Below are 19,063 nucleotides of genomic sequence, written 5' to 3' on the forward strand. Positions count from 1 at the left end.
GTTAGGTTGTCGGGTACTTTTGTGTATCTGACATGAACAATGGTTATGCAAATTTAAAGCTTTAAGGTTGTTTAGCGAACTATTTGTGTATTTATTTTTATTGTAATTTTCGAATTTGATAAAGCATAATCGTACAAAGTGTCCGAAATCGAACACTGATTTATTGATTATTTATTTGTTTATTAGGTATCTATGTTTTTGGCAGGACGTTTGATTATATCCTTTGAAATAAATATATCGACCGATGATTAAGTAATAATGTATGAGGATAAATATAAGCAACTCTATTTTGTTGTTCGTTTTACAGAGCAGTAATAAAATAAAAAGTATTGAGTATGTATAAGCAGTATTTTAAACAAGCAATCGCCGGGCTGAGGGAAAATCCTCTAGTAGGCTTTTTTACTATTTTGGGTACTGTTTTAGCTGTAGCCACAATGATGATTTTGGTCTTGACTTATCAGATAAAAACGGCTTCTTTTTCACCGGTTTCGGAACGAGATAGAATGCTTTATATAGATGTAATAGAAGGTCTTAATAAAGATAATGTAGGGTATAGTGGAGGCGGAATGGGATATAATATCGTGCAGCAGTGTTTTTATAAAATGACAATTCCGGAGGTAGTGACAGCCGTTACCTCTAGTGTGACACAAAAGCAAGCCTCGGTTCAGGGCAATAAAAAGATCAGGGAATGTGATGTAAGAGGAACGGATGTAAACTTTTGGAAAGTATTTGATTTCCATTTTATAAACGGAACCTCTTATACAGAGTCAATGTTTGCTTCGGCTATGCCGGTAGCCGTGATAAGCGATAAAGTGGCACGAGAATTTTTCGGAACAACGGATGTTGCCGGTAAAACCATACAATTAGACTATGTCGATTATAAAGTCTTAGGAGTTGTAGCTTCTGTAAGTGATGCCGTAAGTGAAGCCTATGGTGAAATCTGGACTCCTTATTCGCTGAATGATGAGGTGATGAAGGCTGACTTTACCGAAGGGATAGGTGGTGAGTTTCACGTATTTATATTAGCTAAATCTAAGAGTGATTTTGATGCCATACGTCAAGAAGCCCAAAGTAGAGTGGCTACTTTTAATTCGGGGCAGAAAGAATTCAAAGCCAATATATGGAAACAACCCATTACGAGTATTCAGCGCATGTTTTACTATGTGCAGGGCGACCATCTGGATGGCAATTTCTCGGGAATGCTCTCGCTTGCTGCTTTATTTCTTTTCTTGCCTATATTTAACCTCTTGGGTATTATGTTTTCTCAAATAAAAAAGCGAAGCCCCGAGATTGGCTTGAGAAAGGCTTTTGGTGCAACATCTACAAAGATTATCGGGCAACTTATTATAGAGAATTTTGCAATCACCTTTATCGGAAGTGTTATTGGGGTGGGGGTGTCTATCTTATTCTTATATATGGCAAAAGATAGTTTGTTGGGGTATCCCGATGTTAACGTGCATTGGTCTATGATTCTGAAACCTACTCTTTTTGTTGCCGCCATATTAGTTTGTCTGCTCATTAATATCCTGTCTACCATCTTGCCTGCATGGAGAATAGCCAAAGCAGAAATCGTAGAGTCATTAAATACTGAGAATTAAAAAACAATTAACGATGATAAAGAATCTTTTTAAACAAATATGGATAGAGCGTCGGCATAATGGTTGGCTGATATTGGAGTTGATTGTTGTGTTTCTCTTTCTGCTGCTTATGTCCGACTTTTTGTATGTCAGGGCTAAAAACTATCTGGAACCTAAAGGCTTTGATATAGATAATACTTATGTGCTGAAACTAAAAGCACTATCCCCTATTGCCCCTAATTATGTTGCGCCCGAGCAGATTACACAAACCCCAACGGAATCATTACTCAGCTTGCTGGATAGGATAAAATTATATCCCGATGTAGAAGCTGTGGCAATATCTTTTCATTCGGCGCCTTACTCGATGGGAGGTGTGTGGGCCTCGTTGAAAGTGGATTCTGTTATCACAAAAGCTATTCGCAATAGGTATGTCACTCCTTCTTACTTTGATGTATTTCGTATCCGTACAGCTGATGGTAAGCCTATTCGGGTTCAAGAAAGCGGGCAGAATCAAATTATTCTGACACAGGATATTGCAGAGCAGCTCTATGGGAGCGCAGATGCTGCCATAGGAAGGGATGTTTTTTTCCCCGAAGAGGGAGGTCGAGGAACGAATCCCAACCGGGTTATAGCTGTTAGTAGCATAATGAAGCGTCAGGAGTTTTTCCCATACGAGGGGGCTTTCTTTGAGATTATAACAAATTCAAGGCTCGAAGATTGGAGCAAAGACAATGATGTAACCAGAGTTGATATTTCTATTCGTGTTAAGTCGGGGAGTGCACAGCATTTTCAGGATAATTTTCAGAATGAAATGGGCGACCGTCTGCGAGAAAATAATCTTTATGTAGCGTCTGTTACACCTTCTTCTAAGTTTAGAGAGGATGTTGTAGGAAAAGAAATCAGGGAGTCTATCCTGCCTATGGTTTATGTCGTCGTTTTTGTGCTTATTACTGTGTTTCTGGGTGTTTTCGGTACATTCTGGTTGCGAACATATCAACGTCGAAGTGAGATTGGTATCCGTATGGTGGTAGGCGCAGATAAGGGAAAAGTGCGTCTCCATATGATACTGGAGGGGTTGTGCCTGATGTCTTTGTCTATTGTTCCCGCATTTATTGTATATATAAATATGCTTATCGGTGATGTTTTAGACGTTTGGCGAGTTCCTGTTTCTATCGAGCGTATATTGATTGCATTGGTGGTTGCACTGATGGTGATGATATTAATTATTGTAGCGGGGATATTGTGGCCCGCCAATCGAGCAGCTTCTATACAGCCTGTTGAGGCTTTGAGAGCTGACTAGATATTGGGATTTAGATTGCATTGATTATAAAAATAGTCGCAAAAGAGAATGTATTCATTTAAAATGACAAAGTAAGTAATACTATCCTTCCTTTTGCGACTCTTTATTTTATATCCTAATACTTGAAGCTGCTTCCTCCAAGAAACTCTCTCAATAAAGATGTAGGAGGTAATTCTTTGTCGTTGATGTAGTTGAAGTATCTCAGGAATTTAAGTAGCCGGTGGGCTTCCGCATATTCGGGTGCGCTGTTGGGTACTTGCATCAATACAGGTTCGGCATGGCGGCGCAGTGCTGCCAGTTCGTACATCATAGCCGAATTGAACATTACATCAGCATTTTCCTGATATGGGAAAATCCATTTATCCTCACCTCTGCGTACGCTCTGCCAACGCGAAATAGTGTCGATTGCCGAATAGCTTCGGTATTTGTAGTCGCGTATGAGTCTGCGCAATAGTCGGTTATCTGCCGTTGGTATCCAGTTGTGGTTGTCTAACGAAATGGTAGTGAGGGCAGATACATATATCTTGTATTTCTGGTTGTCAGGTATATCTCTTGTCAGTTCGGGGTTAAGTCCGTGAATGCCTTCGATCACAAGGATTGAGTTTTCTTCAAGCAGGAGTTTGTCTCCTTTATACTCTCGTTTTCCCGTTGTGAAGTTGAATGTCGGTAAATCTATTTCCTCCCCTTTCAGTAATTTCTGAAGGTCTTCATTAAACTTAGCTATATCTAACGCATATAGCGATTCGAAGTCATAATCTCCATCTTCGTCCAAAGGGGTTAATTCCCTATCTACAAAATAATTGTCGAGCGATAGTCCTACCGGTTTTAAGAGATTTACCATCAGCTGTACTTCCAGTCGCATTCGGAATGTTGTTTTTCCCGACGATGAAGGACCGGATATAAGTGCTACTTTGACACCCTCTTTTGCCCGTGCTGCTATTTCGGTAGCTATATTTGCTATCTTCTTCTCCTGATAGGCTTCCGATACCTTTATAATATTGGGCATTGTACCCATCTTATTCGCTTTGTTCATATCGCCCACATTGTCGAGCCCAATGATATTCAGAAACTTGAGATGCTCTTTGTATACATTGTACATTTTATCTTGCGAAATGACAGGTTCAAGTTCAATCGGGTTGCTTCGGTTTGGTACACGTAGCAACAAGCCATCATTGTAGAGTTCGAGCCCGAAGAGGTGAATGTATTTTGTAGAAGGTACGAGGCATCCGTAAAAATAGTCGACCGATCCGTTGAGCCTATAATACTTGGAGTACAATTCTCCCGAACTTTCGAGAAGCAAGGCTTTGTCTTCAAACCCTCTGTTTCGGAACATTTTTACTACCTTATCGGTTTCTTCCTCAACGGCTTCGAAGCGCATATCGGCCTCGATATATTGTTGCATTTTTGTCTTTATGGCCACTATTGCTTTTTCGTCGATCGTGCCCCGGTCACTGATCTTGCAAAAGTAACCCAGCGATATGGGATGCTCGATATAAAGCTGAGCTTCGGGGAAAGTTTCGGAAACAGCTTTTGCCAGCAGAAAGCAAAGCGAGCGTACATAAGCCCGCATGCCCGATGGGCTTGTTAGGTCTACAAAGGTTACCGTTTTGTTGTGATACACGCAATAGTCGAGAGGCTCGGTTTTATTATTGACTTTTGCGTTTACGATGGTAGATTCTGACTTGACCTCAAAGCCTTCCAGTATTTTTATAAGATTGCTTCCTGCAGGAAAGTCCTGATATGTATTTGTGTTTGTACAAAAAATCGTTACTTTTTTCTCCATAATCTGAATGTAAGTTATAAACATATCGAAGGATGTTCTTCGTTATAAAAAACATCCTCCAGATTATAAAGTTAAGTAAAAATATTTATTAAAAAAACATGCCTGTGCAGAACTATATTAATGGCATGCCCAGCTTTAGTGCTTCAGAGCACATTTCTTTAGGCCATAGTCCGGCTTGTATCTCTCCGATATGTCCTTTTCTGAGGTAGAACATGCATAGTCGCGATTGTCCTATTCCTCCACCTATCGATTGTGGAAGCTCTCCGTTTAGCAAACGCTTGTGGAAATAAAGTTCTTTTCTCGATTCCTGACCTGATATTTGAAGTTGCTCCAATAGTACTTCTCTATTTACACGTATTCCCATCGATGACAGCTCCATGCCTTGTTCCAAAACAGGATTCCATACGATAAGATCTCCGTTCAGTCCTTTATATCCGTTTTCGGATTTGGTAGTCCAGTCGTCATAGTCAGGGGCTCGTCCATCGTGTGGTTTGCCGTTGCTTAGTGCTCCGCCAATGCCAATGATGAATACGGCTCCGTATTCTTTTGCTATTTTGTTTTCTCTCTCTTTTACAGGGAGGTCCGGATACATTTGCAATAACTCTTCTGCATGTATGAATTTTATGTTGCAAGGCAAAATAGGAGTGATAGTAGGGAATATCTCGTATACTAAATACTCTGTTCTTACCAATGCTGCATATATTCTGTTTACAATTTGTTTCAAGAATTCTAAGTTTCGGTTTTCGGGAGACATAACCATTTCCCAATCCCACTGATCTACATATAGTGAATGCAGGTTGCCCAGCTCTTCGTCTGCCCTGATGGCGTTCATGTCTGTATATATGCCAAAGCCTTCATTTATATTGTAGTCGGCTAGGGTCAATCGTTTCCATTTGGCTAATGAATGAACTATTTCGGCACGCTCGTCACCCATGTCTTTTATCGGGAAATTTACAGCTCTTTCTACGCCGTTGAGGTCATCGTTGATGCCCATCCCTTTGAGAACGAACAAAGGAGCTGTAACCCTTCTTAAGCGTAATTCGGAAGATAGATTTTGTTGGAAGAAATCTTTAATCTGCTTGATGCCCATCTCTGTTTGCTGTAAATCTAAGAGAGCACGATAGTGTTTGGGTTTAATTAAGTAGCTCATTTTTATTAATTTGCCTATTTACGTGTTAAATGATTTGCAAAGTTAGGCTTTTTGTGTTAATGTGAAAATTTTATGGGCTTAAAATATGCATTTTGATCGTTTTGATGATCTGTTATTATTTTCTTTGTGAAGAGTTTATCGTTAAATTATCTTACACTATTTTCTATATATTCTTAATATTGCGTCGAATAGACAATCCTGTCTTATGTCGATATTGTCTTTGTTTTTGCTTGTTCACTTACTTTATATATTATGCGTTAGTAATCTTGTGTATATTTGTTGTTTGAACTTTATTTAGATAAATTTGTTTAATTTTTATACTATATACGAAGTCGATATAGTGCTATCAACTTGTCGAAATCTTGTCAGTTTTAATGAAATTTAACTTCTATTTTTGTGATTGTAAGTTGATCTTAAATAATTGTCTCAAAATGTTAAGATGCTTTATTTTTGGTAATTAGCTGTTGTATTGTTTTTTATGCAGGAATAAGCATTGGAGAGGTGGTTTAGGAAAGTTATAGAGTGAATTTAGAGAGTTATACCAAATGTAGTATAGCTTTATTTTTAAGAAGACATTGTGACTAGTAGTTTTATTAAATATGAAAACAGCATGTGGGTGAAATTGTTTTCGTTAAATAAAATCGGATAACCTTTTTTGTATTGCTTATTAAGAAGCTTACTCAGAGCTTTTGAGCAATCAATTTTATTACTTCTTTATTATTAGTGAGGAACTTTAATTTTTTTTATTATGAATGATTACCTAAAGGAAAGGAAAGTTGGTAAGGGCATATTCAAAATATTGCTTTTGTGCAGTATTTTATTTTGTTCTTTTACCATTGTTCAAGCTCAGACAGTTACGGGTGTCGTAAAAGATGCTAACAATGAGCCTATTATTGGTGCTAGTGTAGCCGTGAAAGGTACTACTACAGGTACTTTGACGGACACAGAAGGGAGCTATAAAATATCAGCAGGGTCTAACTCTGTTTTGGTATTTTCATTTATTGGTTATACTTCGAAAGAGGTACCGGTAGGTTCTCAAAAAGTTATAAATGTAACTTTGGAAGAAAGCAGCCAGCAGCTGGATGAAGTTGTTGTGACAGCTCTTGGGATGAAAAGATCTACAAAAGCTTTAGGGTATGCGATGACTGAGTTGAAAGGGGATGATTTAGCGAATAACTCAAATAATCCGATCGATGCTCTTCAAGGTAAGGTTGCCGGACTTGAAATTTCAGGATCCGACGGTGGTATGTTTGGATCATCTAAAATCCAACTTCGTGGTATTCCAACATTAAATGGTGTTAACAGACCTATTTATGTTGTGGATAACGTTATTTTGAGTAACTCAAATGCAGACGCAGGTGACGCAGACTGGAGTTCAGGCGCTAACGACTGGGGTAATGAACTAAAGAATCTAAATCCAAGTGATTTCGAGACAGTATCTGTTCTGAAAGGAGCTGCTGCTACTGCTCTTTATGGATCTAGAGGTTTGTTTGGTGCTATCGTTATCACTACAAAAAGTGGAAAAGCATCAAAAGGATTTGGTGTTACATTCAACCAATCTTTTGGTATAGATCATGTGTATAAACAACCGGATCTTCAAAATGTGTATGGTGTAGGAGCTTTATCCGGTTATGTAGACTATGGTAAAACCAACTCAAGTGGTGGTTACTACGGATGGGATAACCAACATCAATTTAAATACAATGGAGATGGAAAGGCTATGTTCAATGACTGGGGTATGGGATATGGACCTCGATTTGACGGAAGCGCTATCCTTGGATATGACAATGAGGAAACTACTTACAGAGCGATAAAGAATAACTATAAAGATATGTATAATTTAGGTTTCACTACCAACTCTAACCTTACAGTGCAGGGTGGTAATGATAAGACAACATTTTATACATCTCTAGCCTACAGACATCAAACAGGAACATTGCCTAACAATGAGTTTAACAGGTTAACTTTATTGACAAAAGCATCTCATAAGATTTCTGACAAAGTAATGCTTGATGCTTCTGTAAACTTTGGAAAATCAAATCCTAAAAATGTTCAGCCAAACGTGGGTGAATACTTTGCTAGCGGAACATTTACACGTGAATATGATCCTTCTTATTATCGTAACAAATATAAAGGAACACATGGCGGTTTGGCTAATTCTTCTTACGATGATAAATATGGAAATGTACCGGGACGCGACTTATGGTGGAGTATTTATGAGAATAATACGACACAGGAAGAGGTATCGATCCGTCCAAGCTTAGCATTAACTGTTGACATCTTGGATTGGTTGAAGTTCAAAACTGAAGGTAATTATAATTACTATTATACAAACCGTGAAACAAAAAATCCTAACTCAGGATATGCTAGAACTTATGACGGCGGTAACGGTTACTATGCTATGACTAGCACAAAGAAAAGACAAACAAACCTGAATGCTAGCGTACTATGGGATAAGCCTCTAAATGCAGATTTCAATTTTACCGGATTTTTGCGTGGTGAGTACTATGACAACTGGCAGAGCTATATGACAACCAGTACAGATGGAGGTTTAGTTGTTCCGGATCTTTATTTTATCAAAAACTCTGTAAAAGCAGCTAAAACTGAAGCTTATACATTGGGCACAAAGAGAATGTTCTCTGTAGCCGGGCAAGTTGGAGTGAGCTGGAAGAACAAATTATATTTAGATGTAACAGGACGTAACGACTGGTCTTCTTCATTGGTTTACTCTGATGGAACAGGTAACTTCTCTTACTTCTATCCGTCAGTAAACGGCTCAGCTATTCTTTCAGAATTGTTGACCTTACCTGAATGGGTTTCGTTTGCAAAAGTTCGTGCATCATGGGCACAAGTAGGTAATGATACCGATCCTTATAGTTTGAATAATGCTTATTTCTTGAGAACTACAGTAATGGGCGACAGATATATAAGCTCTTTACAGATAGAAAATCAGGACGGTGTTGATATTCTTATCTCTAAAAACTTGAAGCCGGAACGTAAGAATGCATGGGAAGTAGGTCTCGATTGGCGTTTTTTCAACAATAGAATAGGTGTTGATGCGACATACTATAAAGAGAATACTAAAAACCAGATCATGACAATTGCAGTGCCTGAGGTATCAGGTATCTCTCGACAAATAGTAAATGCCGGTAATATTCAAAACTCAGGTATCGAGTTAGCTCTTCACACTGTTCCTATCGAAAGCAAAGACTGGCAATGGGAAGTAGACTTCACTTATACACGTAACCGTAATAAAATAGTATCTCTTCACGAGAATGTGGCAGACTATATTAGCCTTAAAGGAAATACTAACTATGGTAACTACCGTGTTGGTTCAGTTGCAAAAGTGGGTGCTGAATATGGTTTGTTGATGACAGACTCTAAACCTAAAATTGATGAGGCTACAGGCTTAGAAGTTTTAACTTGGTCTAACGGTAGACGTATGGCTTATGCACAACGTAGTGGAAAAGAAGAAATAATAGGTTCTGTTAATCCGGACTTTTTAGGTTCAGTTTCTACAACATTGCGTTACAAGAAAATGTCTTTGAGAGTAGGTTTAGATATGCGTTTTGGTGGTTATGTGGCTTCTTATAACTCTCGTTATGGTACTGCATACGGGTTTACAGAATCATCTCTAGCTTATTCTGATGCTAGCCATGGTGGTGTATCTTGGCAATCGAAATTTGATGGAATGACTTACACTGACGGATATATACCTCAAGGTATTTTCCCTGCAGGAACTGTAATCAATCAACCGAATGGAGGTACATATACTGTAGCTGCAGGAGGAGAAACATTCCAAGACCTATATGATAGAGGACTAGTAGAGCCGGTACATGCTTCAGCGTGGACTTATTTCAGAAACAGCTGGGGACAAGGTGTGGTTAACGACGATTGGTTCAAGAAGCTTAATTATATAGCACTTCGCGAGATATCATTCAATTATGCATGTCCTACAACTTTTGCGAATAAATTAGGAGCAAGAGCTTTGTCAGTTGGAATTACAGGAAGAAACTTAGGTTACTTATTGAACAGTATGCCTAATCATGAGAATCCTGAAGGGCTTCGTGGTACATCAGCTGCTGAATTCCGTTATCGTTCTTTCGCTGGATTTACAGCAAGTTATATGTTGAATATATCAGCCACATTCTAATTTTTAAAAAGTACAGATATGAAATTTAAATCTATTATATTTATTTCAGCTATAGCCGCCTTATCCTTTGTTACATCAGGGTGTAGAGATGATTTTGCTACAATCAATACAGACCCTCAAACGGTGGCTCAAGGTGATGTTAACTTTTTGTTGACAGAAGGAATACGTAAATTTGAACCTTCGGGGTATCTTTTATGGTTCTATAATGCTCCTATGATGGTTAAATGAGCTCAATTGGGAGCTGCTTCTGGAGGGTTTTCTTCTAACTATCATCTAACTACAGCTACTGGAGATCAAGGTCAGATGGCATATAGAGTGATGAAATATCTTCGCGATGTAGAATATATTCTTTCTAAAAAATCAGAAACAGAAGCTGCTACTTATAAACAACATGTGGCTGCTTTGAATGTTCTTACTATCTATATGGGTATATTCGATACCGATATGTACGGAGATATGCCTTATAAAGATGCTGTGAAGGCTCGTTATTCAGATCCTATTATCCTTACTCCTGATTATGATAAGGTAGAAGATCTATATAATCTTTGGTTGACTCAGTTGGAGGAAAATATGGCGACATTCGCCGATCAGGATATTACAAATAATAGAAACAAATTGTTTAGCCAACAAGACCTTATTTATAGCGGTGATGCTGCAAAATGGGCTAAATTGGCAAACTCTCTACGTTTGAAAATAGCTGTTCGCTTATTGTCTCAAAACAAAGCAAAAGCACTCGAAATTGCTGCTTCTGTAGCTAAAAGCCCGGTGGGTGTACTTGATGGATCAGGTGATAACTTTATTCTAAACAAGGGTACAACTGCTATTTCTGACAATGATAAAGATTTTGTATACCACTTTGGTAATGGCGTGTTTGGAAGTTCTTTATGTCCTTCGGCAACCGTTTTAGACTTTATGCTTTCTAACCAAGACCCTCGTGTTCGTTTCTTCTATAAGAAAAACGGTTACAATTCTAAAGTTGTACAGGCATTCTTCGATCAGGGCAAAGACCTTCCTAATTTTATAGCAGCCAATGTAGAATATACTACAGTGGACGGTAAGAAGAAATTCTCTAAATGGAAAGGTCTGGGTGAACCATGGGTACGTTACTATGGATTGCCGGTAGTATTAGATGCAAATCAGAATAGTGCTTATGATGGTTATTTCAAAACAACTCCATATACATTAACTTCTGCGAGCGGTACTCAATATACATATAATGCTGTTGCTCAGTATAATGAAGAAATGGTAAGAGGACGAGTGGATTATACTATTCCGGTAGCTCCTGGAGATACACCTCCAACAGATACGAACGATAATCCTTGGTACGGAATGTATATGTCAACTGCAGAAGTAAACCTTTACCTAGCTGAGTTTGCTTTGCTGGGTGCTAATTTACCTCAATCGGCTGAAGTATATTACAATAAGGGTGTTAGAGCTTCGGTAGAAGAATATAACCGTTTGGCCTCATTGAATAAGATTCCATATTATGGTACAACTTATGGTTATGACCCTAATGAAAAGGTAATTGATCTACAAAGTGGCGAAATTGATGCGATGATGGCTAATGCTGGAGTTAAGCTGGAAGGAACAACTGCAGAAAAACTTGAAAAAGTTTATATACAGGAAATTCTTCACCTTACATTCTTCCCTTCAGATCAGTTTAGTGTCGTGCGTCGTTCGGGTATACCTGCAAGAAATAGCTCATTGTTCAAATGGGTAGATTTCTCAGAGCCGAAAGCTACAGAAATACCACGACGCTTCGAAATTGCTACACCGTCTGTTACAGACCTCATGTACAACAAATCAAAAGCTGCTTACGAAGCTCAAGGATTTACTACAGGAACAAGTATCTCTACATCGTTACTAAACAGCGAACGTGTATGGCAAGATAAAGGCGCTCCAAACTTTGGAGATGGCCCTAAGTAAGTTGTTCAAACACTAATTTTAATAGAATGACCCTAGGCTCTGAGCTTAGGGTTATTTTTTTAGAGGGTATTTTTTCAGAAATAACTTGTGAAGTAATTAGATTTTGATATATGTTTTTACTATATTTAACATTGTGTTTAACCTATAAATTTTGTATCATGAAAAAGTATAAATGTTTTTTGTTCTTGACCATTTCCTTCTTGTTTTTTTCATTAGGAAATATGTCATTGTCTGCTCAATGTAATGGATCTTATGATTGTTTGGGAATTATGGATACAGGCTTTAATTGTCCTGAAAATTCTCGATATTTAGTTGACTATACATTTCGGTCTCCATACAAAATATTAAATGTGGATATTCCATTTATGCATGAAGTGAGGATAACTAATGACAAGGATTTAAATATTAAATTGCTTAAATCGAAGCCCTTGTGGGTTGATCTTAATTCTTTTTGTGAGAACCTTCAAAAGCCAACACCGCTTGTCGTGGAGGTAGAGGTTGATAAAGATGCACCTTTTGGCGGAAAAATGAGATATTATATTAATATTCATTGGTCATGTGCTGATTCATTTGTAACAACAGGAAAATAGGATTTATCATAACGAAAAAAGCCTCTTGAAAATTTCCAAGAGGCTTTTTTTATTGAAATATTTACATTATTGTTTTTTCAGTACATACAGCTCTGCCATGTCTCCTGTTATTTTTTTACCCTCCATATCCAATTGGGTCAAGGTATTTTCACCAACAAAATATTTGCTCGGAGCATCTTTTATTCCTTCCAAGATTACAGTATTGCCTTCATTGTTCCAGCTATACTTGCCTTTTTCCTCAAAAGTTTCTTTCTTCCCTACATACTGAGTCTTTTTAACGAAGGTGCTGTCACCTAGCTCGATGGTTACGTTCATGCCTTCTCCGCTGGCTGTAGGGAGCTTACCTGTGTATGAGCCCATATAGTCTAACGAGGTTCTTGCATTGTGCGTATCAGCTATCAGCGTGCTGTCAGCTTTGGGTTCTTCCTGTGGTTTTTGGGAGCTGCCTCCGCAACCGTACATTAGTCCCACTACTGCAATGGCAATTAATAGTTTTTTCATTTTTTCGCTTCTGTTTTCTTATCCGTCTTTACTGCTACTTCATATCCCAGCTTCTCGATAGCTGCCTTCAGTTTATCAACAGTGGTTTGGCTATTCTTAAATTCGATAGTCACTGTTTTATCATCAAGGTTTACCTTCATATCGGTTACACCTTTTTCAAAAGCAATATTCTTTTCGATACGCTTCTGGCAGTTTTCGCAAGTCATCGACACCGTGAAAACTACTGTTTCTTTGTCACTCTTCAAACCTTTCTTATCTTGTGCATTTAGTGTAAAACCGGCACTAAGCATCAATATAAAAGAGATTACAAAAATTTTAGCATTCATAGTTCTAAGTTTAGTACTCTGTTATAAAACAGATGTTTATTTATAAAGTTTAAAATAATAATACTTTTTAGAGTCTGTTAAAATTTATACAGACTCTTCGTCGCTGATAAATATATTATCTTCTTTGCCTATGCAGCGGTTACAAAAAGTATCTCAAATATCTTTTATCCCATGTCGCAAAGACATGTCACCAGATTTCTATCACCATACGCATTGTCTACGCGTGCCACGTTGATCCAGAATTTGTTTTGTTTTACAAATTCGAGCGGATAAGCAGCCTTAGAGCGTGGATAAGCATGTTTCCATTCGTCGGCACATACTTCATATTCGGGGTGAGGTGCATTCACAAGAACATTGTCTTCTTTCGAGTATGTTCCGTTTTCTACCTCCTTGATTTCTTCCCATATCTGGTTCATGGTATCCACAAAACGGTTTAGCTCCGATAAGCTTTCACTTTCGGTAGGTTCTATCATCAATGTGCCATGTACAGGGAACGAAAGAGTAGGAGCATGGTAACCATAATCCATCAATCGTTTTGCGATATCCGATTCTGTAATACCTGATGTTTCCTTCAGCTTACGGCATTCAAGGATAAGCTCGTGACCTACTCTGCCTGTTGTACCTCTGTATACTATTCCATACGTATCTTTTAGGCATTCTGCCAGATAATTGGCATTCAATATAGCAATTTTTGTGGCATGCGTCAAACCTTCTCCACCCATCATACGGATATAGCCGTAAGTAATAGGTAATATTCCTGCGCTTCCGTATGGTGCCGATGCTACCGTATTAACGGTGCTGCCATCTACTTCGGGATGATGAGGAAGGAATGGTATAAGGTGTTCTGCAACGCAGATAGGGCCTTCGCCCGGGCCGCCTCCACCGTGAGGGATAGCAAATGTTTTATGCAGGTTCAGATGACAAACATCGGCTCCGATAAAGCCCGGATTGGTAAGTCCTACCTGTGCATTCATATTCGCCCCGTCCATATATACCTGTCCGCCTTTTTCGTGTACAATTTTGCACATCTCTCTAATCTCTTTTTCGAAGATACCATGAGTAGACGGATATGTGATCATACAACCCGCCAGATGATCTTTATGCTGATCAGCCTTTGCTTGCAGGTCTTCTACTGCTATATTTCCGTGGCTATCGCACTCTATCGTTACGGTTTCGTATCCCGCCTGAATTGCTGATGCCGGGTTTGTACCATGTGCCGATGCCGGGATAAGGATAATATTGCGATGCCCTTGTCCGATACTTTCCAGATATTTGCGGATTGTCATTAATCCTGCATACTCTCCTGCTCCACCCGAATTAGGCTGGAAGCTTACGCCTGCAAAACCTGTGATTTCTTTCAGATATTCGCCCAACTCTTCTATCAGTTCGTTGTATCCCTGAGTCTGCGACTTAGGAGCTAGAGGGTGAATGTTTTGAAATCCGCCCAACGAAAGAGGGAGAAGTTCAGAGGCTGCGTTCAGCTTCATTGTACACGACCCCAGAGAGATCATCGAATGAGCCAAAGAAATATCTTTCCTATCGAGGCGTTTGATGTAACGCATCAATTCTGTTTCGGTATGATAAGAGTTGAAAACCTCGTGTTGAAGGAATTCGCTCTTACGAAGGAACTGATCATTTATTGTTATTTTTTGAGGAAGATCGTCTATCATAAACACTTCCATACGTCCTGCTGCCATAGAGAATACGGCGAGCAATTCGTGAGCCTTGTACTCTGTTATTGTTTCGTCTATGCTGATACCTACTTCTCCCGCTTCATAATAGCGCAGGTTGATGTCACGCATTTCGGCAAACTCACGAACTGTATATTGAGATACTCCGCTCGGTAAGCCTATTTTGAGTGTGTCGAAATATTGTTCGTTCAGTATTGTATATCCCAGTTCTTTCAACTCGTCTGCAATAAGTGCTGTAGCCGAATGTATCTGAGTAGCTATGTTCTTTAAGCCTTTTGGTCCGTGATATACAGCATAGAATCCTGCCATTGTGGCCAACAGTGCTTGTGCTGTACAGATATTGGATGTCGCTTTTTCACGTTTGATATGTTGTTCACGAGTTTGCAGTGCCATGCGATAGGCCGGTTTGCCATAGGCATCTTTCGATACGCCGATGATACGTCCCGGTACATTGCGCTTAAACTCCTCCTTCGTTGCGAAGAACCCTGCCGAAGGACCTCCGTAAAACATAGGAACACCAAAACGCTGGCTGCTGCCGAATGCGATATCCGCACCCCATTCTCCGGGAGGAACAAGCAGCGTAAGTGCCATCAGGTCTGTAGCTACAGATACCTTACAGTCGAGGCTGTGTGCCTTTTCGGCAAATGCTTTGTAATCTACAATATTCCCGTTTGAGTTAGGATATTGGATAATTGCACCAAAAAATCCGTCTGAAAGATCGACGGTATTATAATTGCCAACTACCACCTCAATGCCCTGTGGTTCCATGCGTGTCCTGATCACAGCTAAGGTTTGCGGGAATATATTTTTATCAACAAAAAGTTTATTTACATTATTCTTTATCTGGTCGCGTGTACGGAGATTAAACATCATTGTGGCAGACTCAGCTCCGGCTGTTGCTTCGTCAAGTAGCGAACAGTTAGAAAGTGGCAATCCGGTAAGATCGCTTACAGTGGTCTGGAAGTTCATCAACGCTTCGAGTCTTCCCTGCGAAATCTCCGCCTGATATGGAGTATATGAAGTGTACCATACCGGGTTTTCGAATACGTTGCGGAAGATAGGGGCAGGGCATACGGTATCGTACCATCCCATGCCGATGTACGATGCGCAAATACGATTCTTCGAGGCCATCAGAGCCATTTCCTCAGCATATTCGTGTTCGCTTAATGCTTCCGGCAGATTAAGACCGTTCTGCAATCTTATATTTGCAGGGATGGTTTGATCTATCAGTTCATCCAGCGAATTGACGCCGATTTTAGACAACATTTTTTTTTCATCTTCTGCATTGATGCCGATGTGGCGGTGTTGAAATTTTTGGGTCTCCATGGATTCTAAGTATCGTTTTATTGTAAATAAAAATTGTTTCTAGCTTCTTCTCTGATTGTGGTCAACGGCCCGTGACCCGAATATACCACTGTGTCGGGTGGTAGTTTCATCAATTTCTCTTTTATGCCGTCTATCAGTTGTTTGTGGTTGCCTCCCGCCAGGTCGGTACGTCCTACACTACCTCTGAATAATACATCGCCTACAAATACACAACCGGCTTCCTGATTGTAGAAAACAATGCTGCCCGGCGAGTGTCCCGGTATTTGCATTACTATGAGCCTTTGATTACCAAAGGTTACAACATCATTTTCGTTCAGATATTTTCCCACCTTGGGTATTCTCGTGTCTTCATTTGTGAAGCCAAACATTTGTAATTGGGTAGGGAGTTGTTCGAGTAAGAACTCATCACCCTTGTTGGCCATTGTTTCCAGTTTGAATTGTTCGTAAATAAAATTATTTCCGAATACGTGATCGAAGTGTAAGTGTGTATTTAGTAGATGTTTTACAACTAACTCATTGTCTAAGATGAAGTTCAGCAAAAGCTCTTTCTCATCTTGAAAAAAACAACCCGGATCAATGATAACGCACTCTTTTGTTTCATCATATGCAATATATGTATTCTCACTGATGGGGTTAAATTCAAATATTTTTACTTCCATATATATATTAGTAACTGTCTGTTAAAAAAGATTCTACAATGTATAGTCATTGCTCTCGCAAAGTTACCAGTTTTTACTCAGAACTAATATTGTAGGCTTGACTTTTTATCAGTTTGATAGGAAGTTTACAAGTTGTTAACTAATTTATTATCGTCATTCCTGAAATTAGATGTTATGACAAATGGTTTAGGTGTAAAATGTTTATATTCATTTGTTTAGATCAATTGTAATTAAGTGCTGTCTTTTAGAGCTTATCCTTATCCCTTTTATGAAGGCGCAGTATATTATTTCTGTTTTATTTTGTATGCAACGGCAGCGATTATTGTATTAATAGTTGTTTGGTTATACGCTCAATTTATACCTAAAGCAAGAATGTTCTATAAGTATTAAATAAATGCGTAATGTGAATTTTGTTTAAAAGGAATAATTTCTTAAAATATTTTTTATCCTCAGTAGTCTACATAAATAGAGCGCTCTTAATAAATAGATTGTAAAATGTAAAACTGAATAAATTATGAGAACAAGAGGTTTTGGAATGGGATTCTTTGGTGCAAGCCCTTTCGATAAAGATGCAAGAAAAGAATTTAAAGAATCATGGTCTAAAATGACAGATAGTGAAAAGTTGGAGCTTATGAACAAGCGTATGGAAGGTCTTGATAATCACGAAGACCATTTCTCTGTAGAGGCAATAGACTCTCGTTGTGAAAAGTGGATGAATATGTCGAGCGATGAAAAACAAGCATTTGTTGACGAAAAGAAAAAAGCTTTCGAATGTCGTATGCATGCTATGCACGGACATTTTGGCTTTGGACAATAATCAATAATTATATCAGAGAATCGGTTGTGATGGCATCATTGCAACCGATTTTTTTTGAAAACTAACTTCGATATCGAAACAATTTCAAAGTATTTGAATCGGTAAGGTTTTAATTAAAAATACATGTAAATTTATCGGTTGTAAAGAAATATATCTATTATTAGCTTTGCTATAAAAATAGAATATGAAAAAAGATGATATATTTTATGAGGCATTGGTCGCCAAAGACCCTTCATTCGAAGGAACATTCTTTGCGGGAATAAAGACGACGGGTATATTTTGTCGTCCTACATGCACAGCCCGCAAGCCAAAAAGGGAGAATGTAGAGTTCTTTGCCTCAGCAAAAGACGCCATACTCAAAGGTTACAGAGCCTGTAAGGTTTGCCATCCGATGGAGAATGCAGGGAGCACCCCCGAATATGTAGACCGTGTATTAAGGCTTTTGGATGAAGACCCATCTTTGAAGCTCAAAGATTATGATCTGTTGAAGTTGGATATAGAGCCAAGTAAAATCCGTCGTTGGTTTCTCAAGAATCATGGTATCACTTTTCATGCCTATCAGCGTATGTACAGGATAAATACAGCATTTAAAAAATTACAGACCGGAACATCTGTCACCGATATTGCTTTCGATTCGGGCTATGAGTCTCTCAGTGGCTTCAACGATTCGTTTAAGAAGGTGTTTGGTGTATCTCCCAAAAATAGCAAAGAAAAGCAGGTCATAGACTTCACCCGTATAGAAACAGATTTGGGTACAATGGTAGCTTGTGCTACGGATAAAGGAGTCTGTTTACTCGAGTTTTCGGATCGGAAAGGATTGGAAACCGAGCTGAAACAATTAGCCAAGTATCATAATGCTAATATTGTGCAGGGACAGAACAAATATTTCAAACAACTGAAAGAAGAATTGGACGCCTACTTTGAAGGGAGACTGAAAGAGTTTAAAGTTCCGTTGGATATATCCGGCACAGATTTTCAGAAACAAGTATGGCAAGCACTCGTTGAAATTCCCTATGGCACTACTTCTTCTTATCTCAGACAGGCGGAAGTACTAGGTAAGCCATCGTCGGTAAGGGCTGTGGCTAATGCAAACGGAATGAATAAAATTGCAATTATCATTCCTTGTCATCGGGTTGTGGGTTCCGACGGGTCGTTGACAGGCTATGCAGGAGGATTGTGGCGCAAACGGAAGCTTATCGATCTGGAAAAAGATAATAAACAAAAATTATCCTGACCGAAAAGGAATGTCTCTTTAGCGAGAGAG

14 protein-coding genes are annotated in these 19,063 nt (G+C 38.9%); 8 read left to right on the plus strand and 6 right to left on the minus strand.

Going from position 1 to position 19,063, the window contains the following annotated elements:
- The first annotated feature begins 335 nt into the window (after nucleotides 1-335).
- Together BGO84_RS04915 and BGO84_RS04920 are read left to right on the plus strand one after the other, a co-directional pair.
- Nucleotides 336-1,598 (plus strand): ABC transporter permease, encoded by a 1,263-nt coding sequence (locus BGO84_RS04915; protein ID WP_291028055.1) that lies wholly within the window; start codon nucleotides 336-338, stop codon nucleotides 1,596-1,598.
- 13 nt (nucleotides 1,599-1,611) lie between these two features.
- Nucleotides 1,612-2,877: an FtsX-like permease family protein gene (locus tag BGO84_RS04920; protein WP_291028057.1), complete on the plus strand. Its 1,266-nt coding sequence runs from the start codon at nucleotides 1,612-1,614 to the stop codon at nucleotides 2,875-2,877.
- A 115-nt stretch (nucleotides 2,878-2,992) separates the two neighbouring features.
- Here the strand turns inward: BGO84_RS04920 and BGO84_RS04925 are convergent, their stop codons facing one another.
- Nucleotides 2,993-4,660, minus strand: coding sequence for a nucleoside kinase (locus BGO84_RS04925; protein ID WP_291028059.1), 1,668 nt, complete (start codon nucleotides 4,658-4,660; stop codon nucleotides 2,993-2,995).
- A 112-nt stretch (nucleotides 4,661-4,772) separates the two neighbouring features.
- Complete coding sequence (gene asnA / locus BGO84_RS04930; protein WP_291028061.1) at nucleotides 4,773-5,810, minus strand: aspartate--ammonia ligase; 1,038 nt, start codon at nucleotides 5,808-5,810, stop codon at nucleotides 4,773-4,775.
- Nucleotides 5,811-6,558: 748 nt separating this feature from the next.
- Between asnA and BGO84_RS04935 the strand changes: the two genes are divergently transcribed.
- The 4 genes from BGO84_RS04935 to BGO84_RS04950 all read left to right on the plus strand — a co-directional run bounded on the left by BGO84_RS04935 (nucleotide 6,559) and on the right by BGO84_RS04950 (nucleotide 12,479).
- Nucleotides 6,559-9,963, plus strand: a complete 3,405-nt coding sequence (locus BGO84_RS04935; protein ID WP_291028063.1) for a SusC/RagA family TonB-linked outer membrane protein — start codon at nucleotides 6,559-6,561, stop codon at nucleotides 9,961-9,963.
- A gap of 18 nt (nucleotides 9,964-9,981) precedes the next feature.
- Entirely contained in the window at nucleotides 9,982-10,191 is a 210-nt protein-coding gene (locus BGO84_RS04940; RefSeq protein ID WP_291028065.1) for a hypothetical protein, read from the plus strand.
- Between the two features lie 6 nt (nucleotides 10,192-10,197).
- The gene (locus BGO84_RS04945) at nucleotides 10,198-11,889 is read left to right on the plus strand and encodes a SusD/RagB family nutrient-binding outer membrane lipoprotein (RefSeq protein ID WP_291028067.1); all 1,692 of its coding nucleotides are present in this window, start codon (nucleotides 10,198-10,200) and stop codon (nucleotides 11,887-11,889) included.
- Nucleotides 11,890-12,047: 158 nt separating this feature from the next.
- Nucleotides 12,048-12,479 carry a hypothetical protein gene (locus BGO84_RS04950; protein ID WP_135104601.1) on the plus strand — a complete coding sequence of 144 codons (432 nt, stop codon included), beginning with the start codon at nucleotides 12,048-12,050 and terminating at the stop codon, nucleotides 12,477-12,479.
- A 66-nt stretch (nucleotides 12,480-12,545) separates the two neighbouring features.
- On the opposite strand, the gene BGO84_RS04955 is transcribed toward BGO84_RS04950, so the two are convergent.
- The 4 genes from BGO84_RS04955 to BGO84_RS04970 form a co-directional block, all read right to left on the minus strand.
- Nucleotides 12,546-12,980 (minus strand): copper resistance protein NlpE, encoded by a 435-nt coding sequence (locus tag BGO84_RS04955; protein WP_291028069.1) that lies wholly within the window; start codon nucleotides 12,978-12,980, stop codon nucleotides 12,546-12,548.
- On the minus strand, nucleotides 12,977-13,306 hold the full coding sequence (locus BGO84_RS04960; RefSeq protein ID WP_291028071.1) for a heavy metal-associated domain-containing protein: 330 nt from the start codon (nucleotides 13,304-13,306) through the stop codon (nucleotides 12,977-12,979). The genes BGO84_RS04955 and BGO84_RS04960 overlap by 4 nt, the downstream gene beginning before the upstream one ends.
- A gap of 164 nt (nucleotides 13,307-13,470) precedes the next feature.
- Nucleotides 13,471-16,323 carry an aminomethyl-transferring glycine dehydrogenase gene (gene gcvP, locus BGO84_RS04965; RefSeq protein ID WP_291028073.1) on the minus strand — a complete coding sequence of 951 codons (2,853 nt, stop codon included), beginning with the start codon at nucleotides 16,321-16,323 and terminating at the stop codon, nucleotides 13,471-13,473.
- 17 nt (nucleotides 16,324-16,340) lie between these two features.
- Nucleotides 16,341-16,982: an MBL fold metallo-hydrolase gene (locus BGO84_RS04970; RefSeq protein WP_135104605.1), complete on the minus strand. Its 642-nt coding sequence runs from the start codon at nucleotides 16,980-16,982 to the stop codon at nucleotides 16,341-16,343.
- A gap of 514 nt (nucleotides 16,983-17,496) precedes the next feature.
- On the opposite strand from BGO84_RS04970, the gene BGO84_RS04975 reads away from it, so the two are divergent.
- Together BGO84_RS04975 and BGO84_RS04980 are read left to right on the plus strand one after the other, a co-directional pair.
- On the plus strand, nucleotides 17,497-17,799 hold the full coding sequence (locus BGO84_RS04975) for a hypothetical protein (RefSeq protein ID WP_291028075.1): 303 nt from the start codon (nucleotides 17,497-17,499) through the stop codon (nucleotides 17,797-17,799).
- A gap of 184 nt (nucleotides 17,800-17,983) precedes the next feature.
- Nucleotides 17,984-19,033: a methylated-DNA--[protein]-cysteine S-methyltransferase gene (locus tag BGO84_RS04980; protein WP_291028077.1), complete on the plus strand. Its 1,050-nt coding sequence runs from the start codon at nucleotides 17,984-17,986 to the stop codon at nucleotides 19,031-19,033.
- Nucleotides 19,034-19,063 lie beyond the last annotated feature (30 nt).

This window comes from Dysgonomonas sp. 37-18, from assembly GCF_001899125.1.
GTDB lineage: Bacteria > Bacteroidota > Bacteroidia > Bacteroidales > Dysgonomonadaceae > Dysgonomonas.

What these genes read in the sequence shown, in the direction of transcription:
- BGO84_RS04915 (WP_291028055.1), top strand. Translation starts at nt 336, where the DNA reads ATGTATAAGCAGTATTTTAAACAAGCAATCGCCGGGCTGAGGGAAAAT.
- BGO84_RS04920 (WP_291028057.1), top strand. Translation starts at nt 1,612, where the DNA reads ATGATAAAGAATCTTTTTAAACAAATATGGATAGAGCGTCGGCATAAT.
- BGO84_RS04925 (WP_291028059.1), bottom strand. Translation starts at nt 4,660, where the DNA reads ATGGAGAAAAAAGTAACGATTTTTTGTACAAACACAAATACATATCAG.
- asnA (WP_291028061.1), bottom strand. Translation starts at nt 5,810, where the DNA reads ATGAGCTACTTAATTAAACCCAAACACTATCGTGCTCTCTTAGATTTA.
- BGO84_RS04935 (WP_291028063.1), top strand. Translation starts at nt 6,559, where the DNA reads ATGAATGATTACCTAAAGGAAAGGAAAGTTGGTAAGGGCATATTCAAA.
- BGO84_RS04940 (WP_291028065.1), top strand. Translation starts at nt 9,982, where the DNA reads ATGAAATTTAAATCTATTATATTTATTTCAGCTATAGCCGCCTTATCC.
- BGO84_RS04950 (WP_135104601.1), top strand. Translation starts at nt 12,048, where the DNA reads ATGAAAAAGTATAAATGTTTTTTGTTCTTGACCATTTCCTTCTTGTTT.
- BGO84_RS04955 (WP_291028069.1), bottom strand. Translation starts at nt 12,980, where the DNA reads ATGAAAAAACTATTAATTGCCATTGCAGTAGTGGGACTAATGTACGGT.
- BGO84_RS04960 (WP_291028071.1), bottom strand. Translation starts at nt 13,306, where the DNA reads ATGAATGCTAAAATTTTTGTAATCTCTTTTATATTGATGCTTAGTGCC.
- gcvP (WP_291028073.1), bottom strand. Translation starts at nt 16,323, where the DNA reads ATGGAGACCCAAAAATTTCAACACCGCCACATCGGCATCAATGCAGAA.
- BGO84_RS04970 (WP_135104605.1), bottom strand. Translation starts at nt 16,982, where the DNA reads ATGGAAGTAAAAATATTTGAATTTAACCCCATCAGTGAGAATACATAT.
- BGO84_RS04975 (WP_291028075.1), top strand. Translation starts at nt 17,497, where the DNA reads ATGAGAACAAGAGGTTTTGGAATGGGATTCTTTGGTGCAAGCCCTTTC.
- BGO84_RS04980 (WP_291028077.1), top strand. Translation starts at nt 17,984, where the DNA reads ATGAAAAAAGATGATATATTTTATGAGGCATTGGTCGCCAAAGACCCT.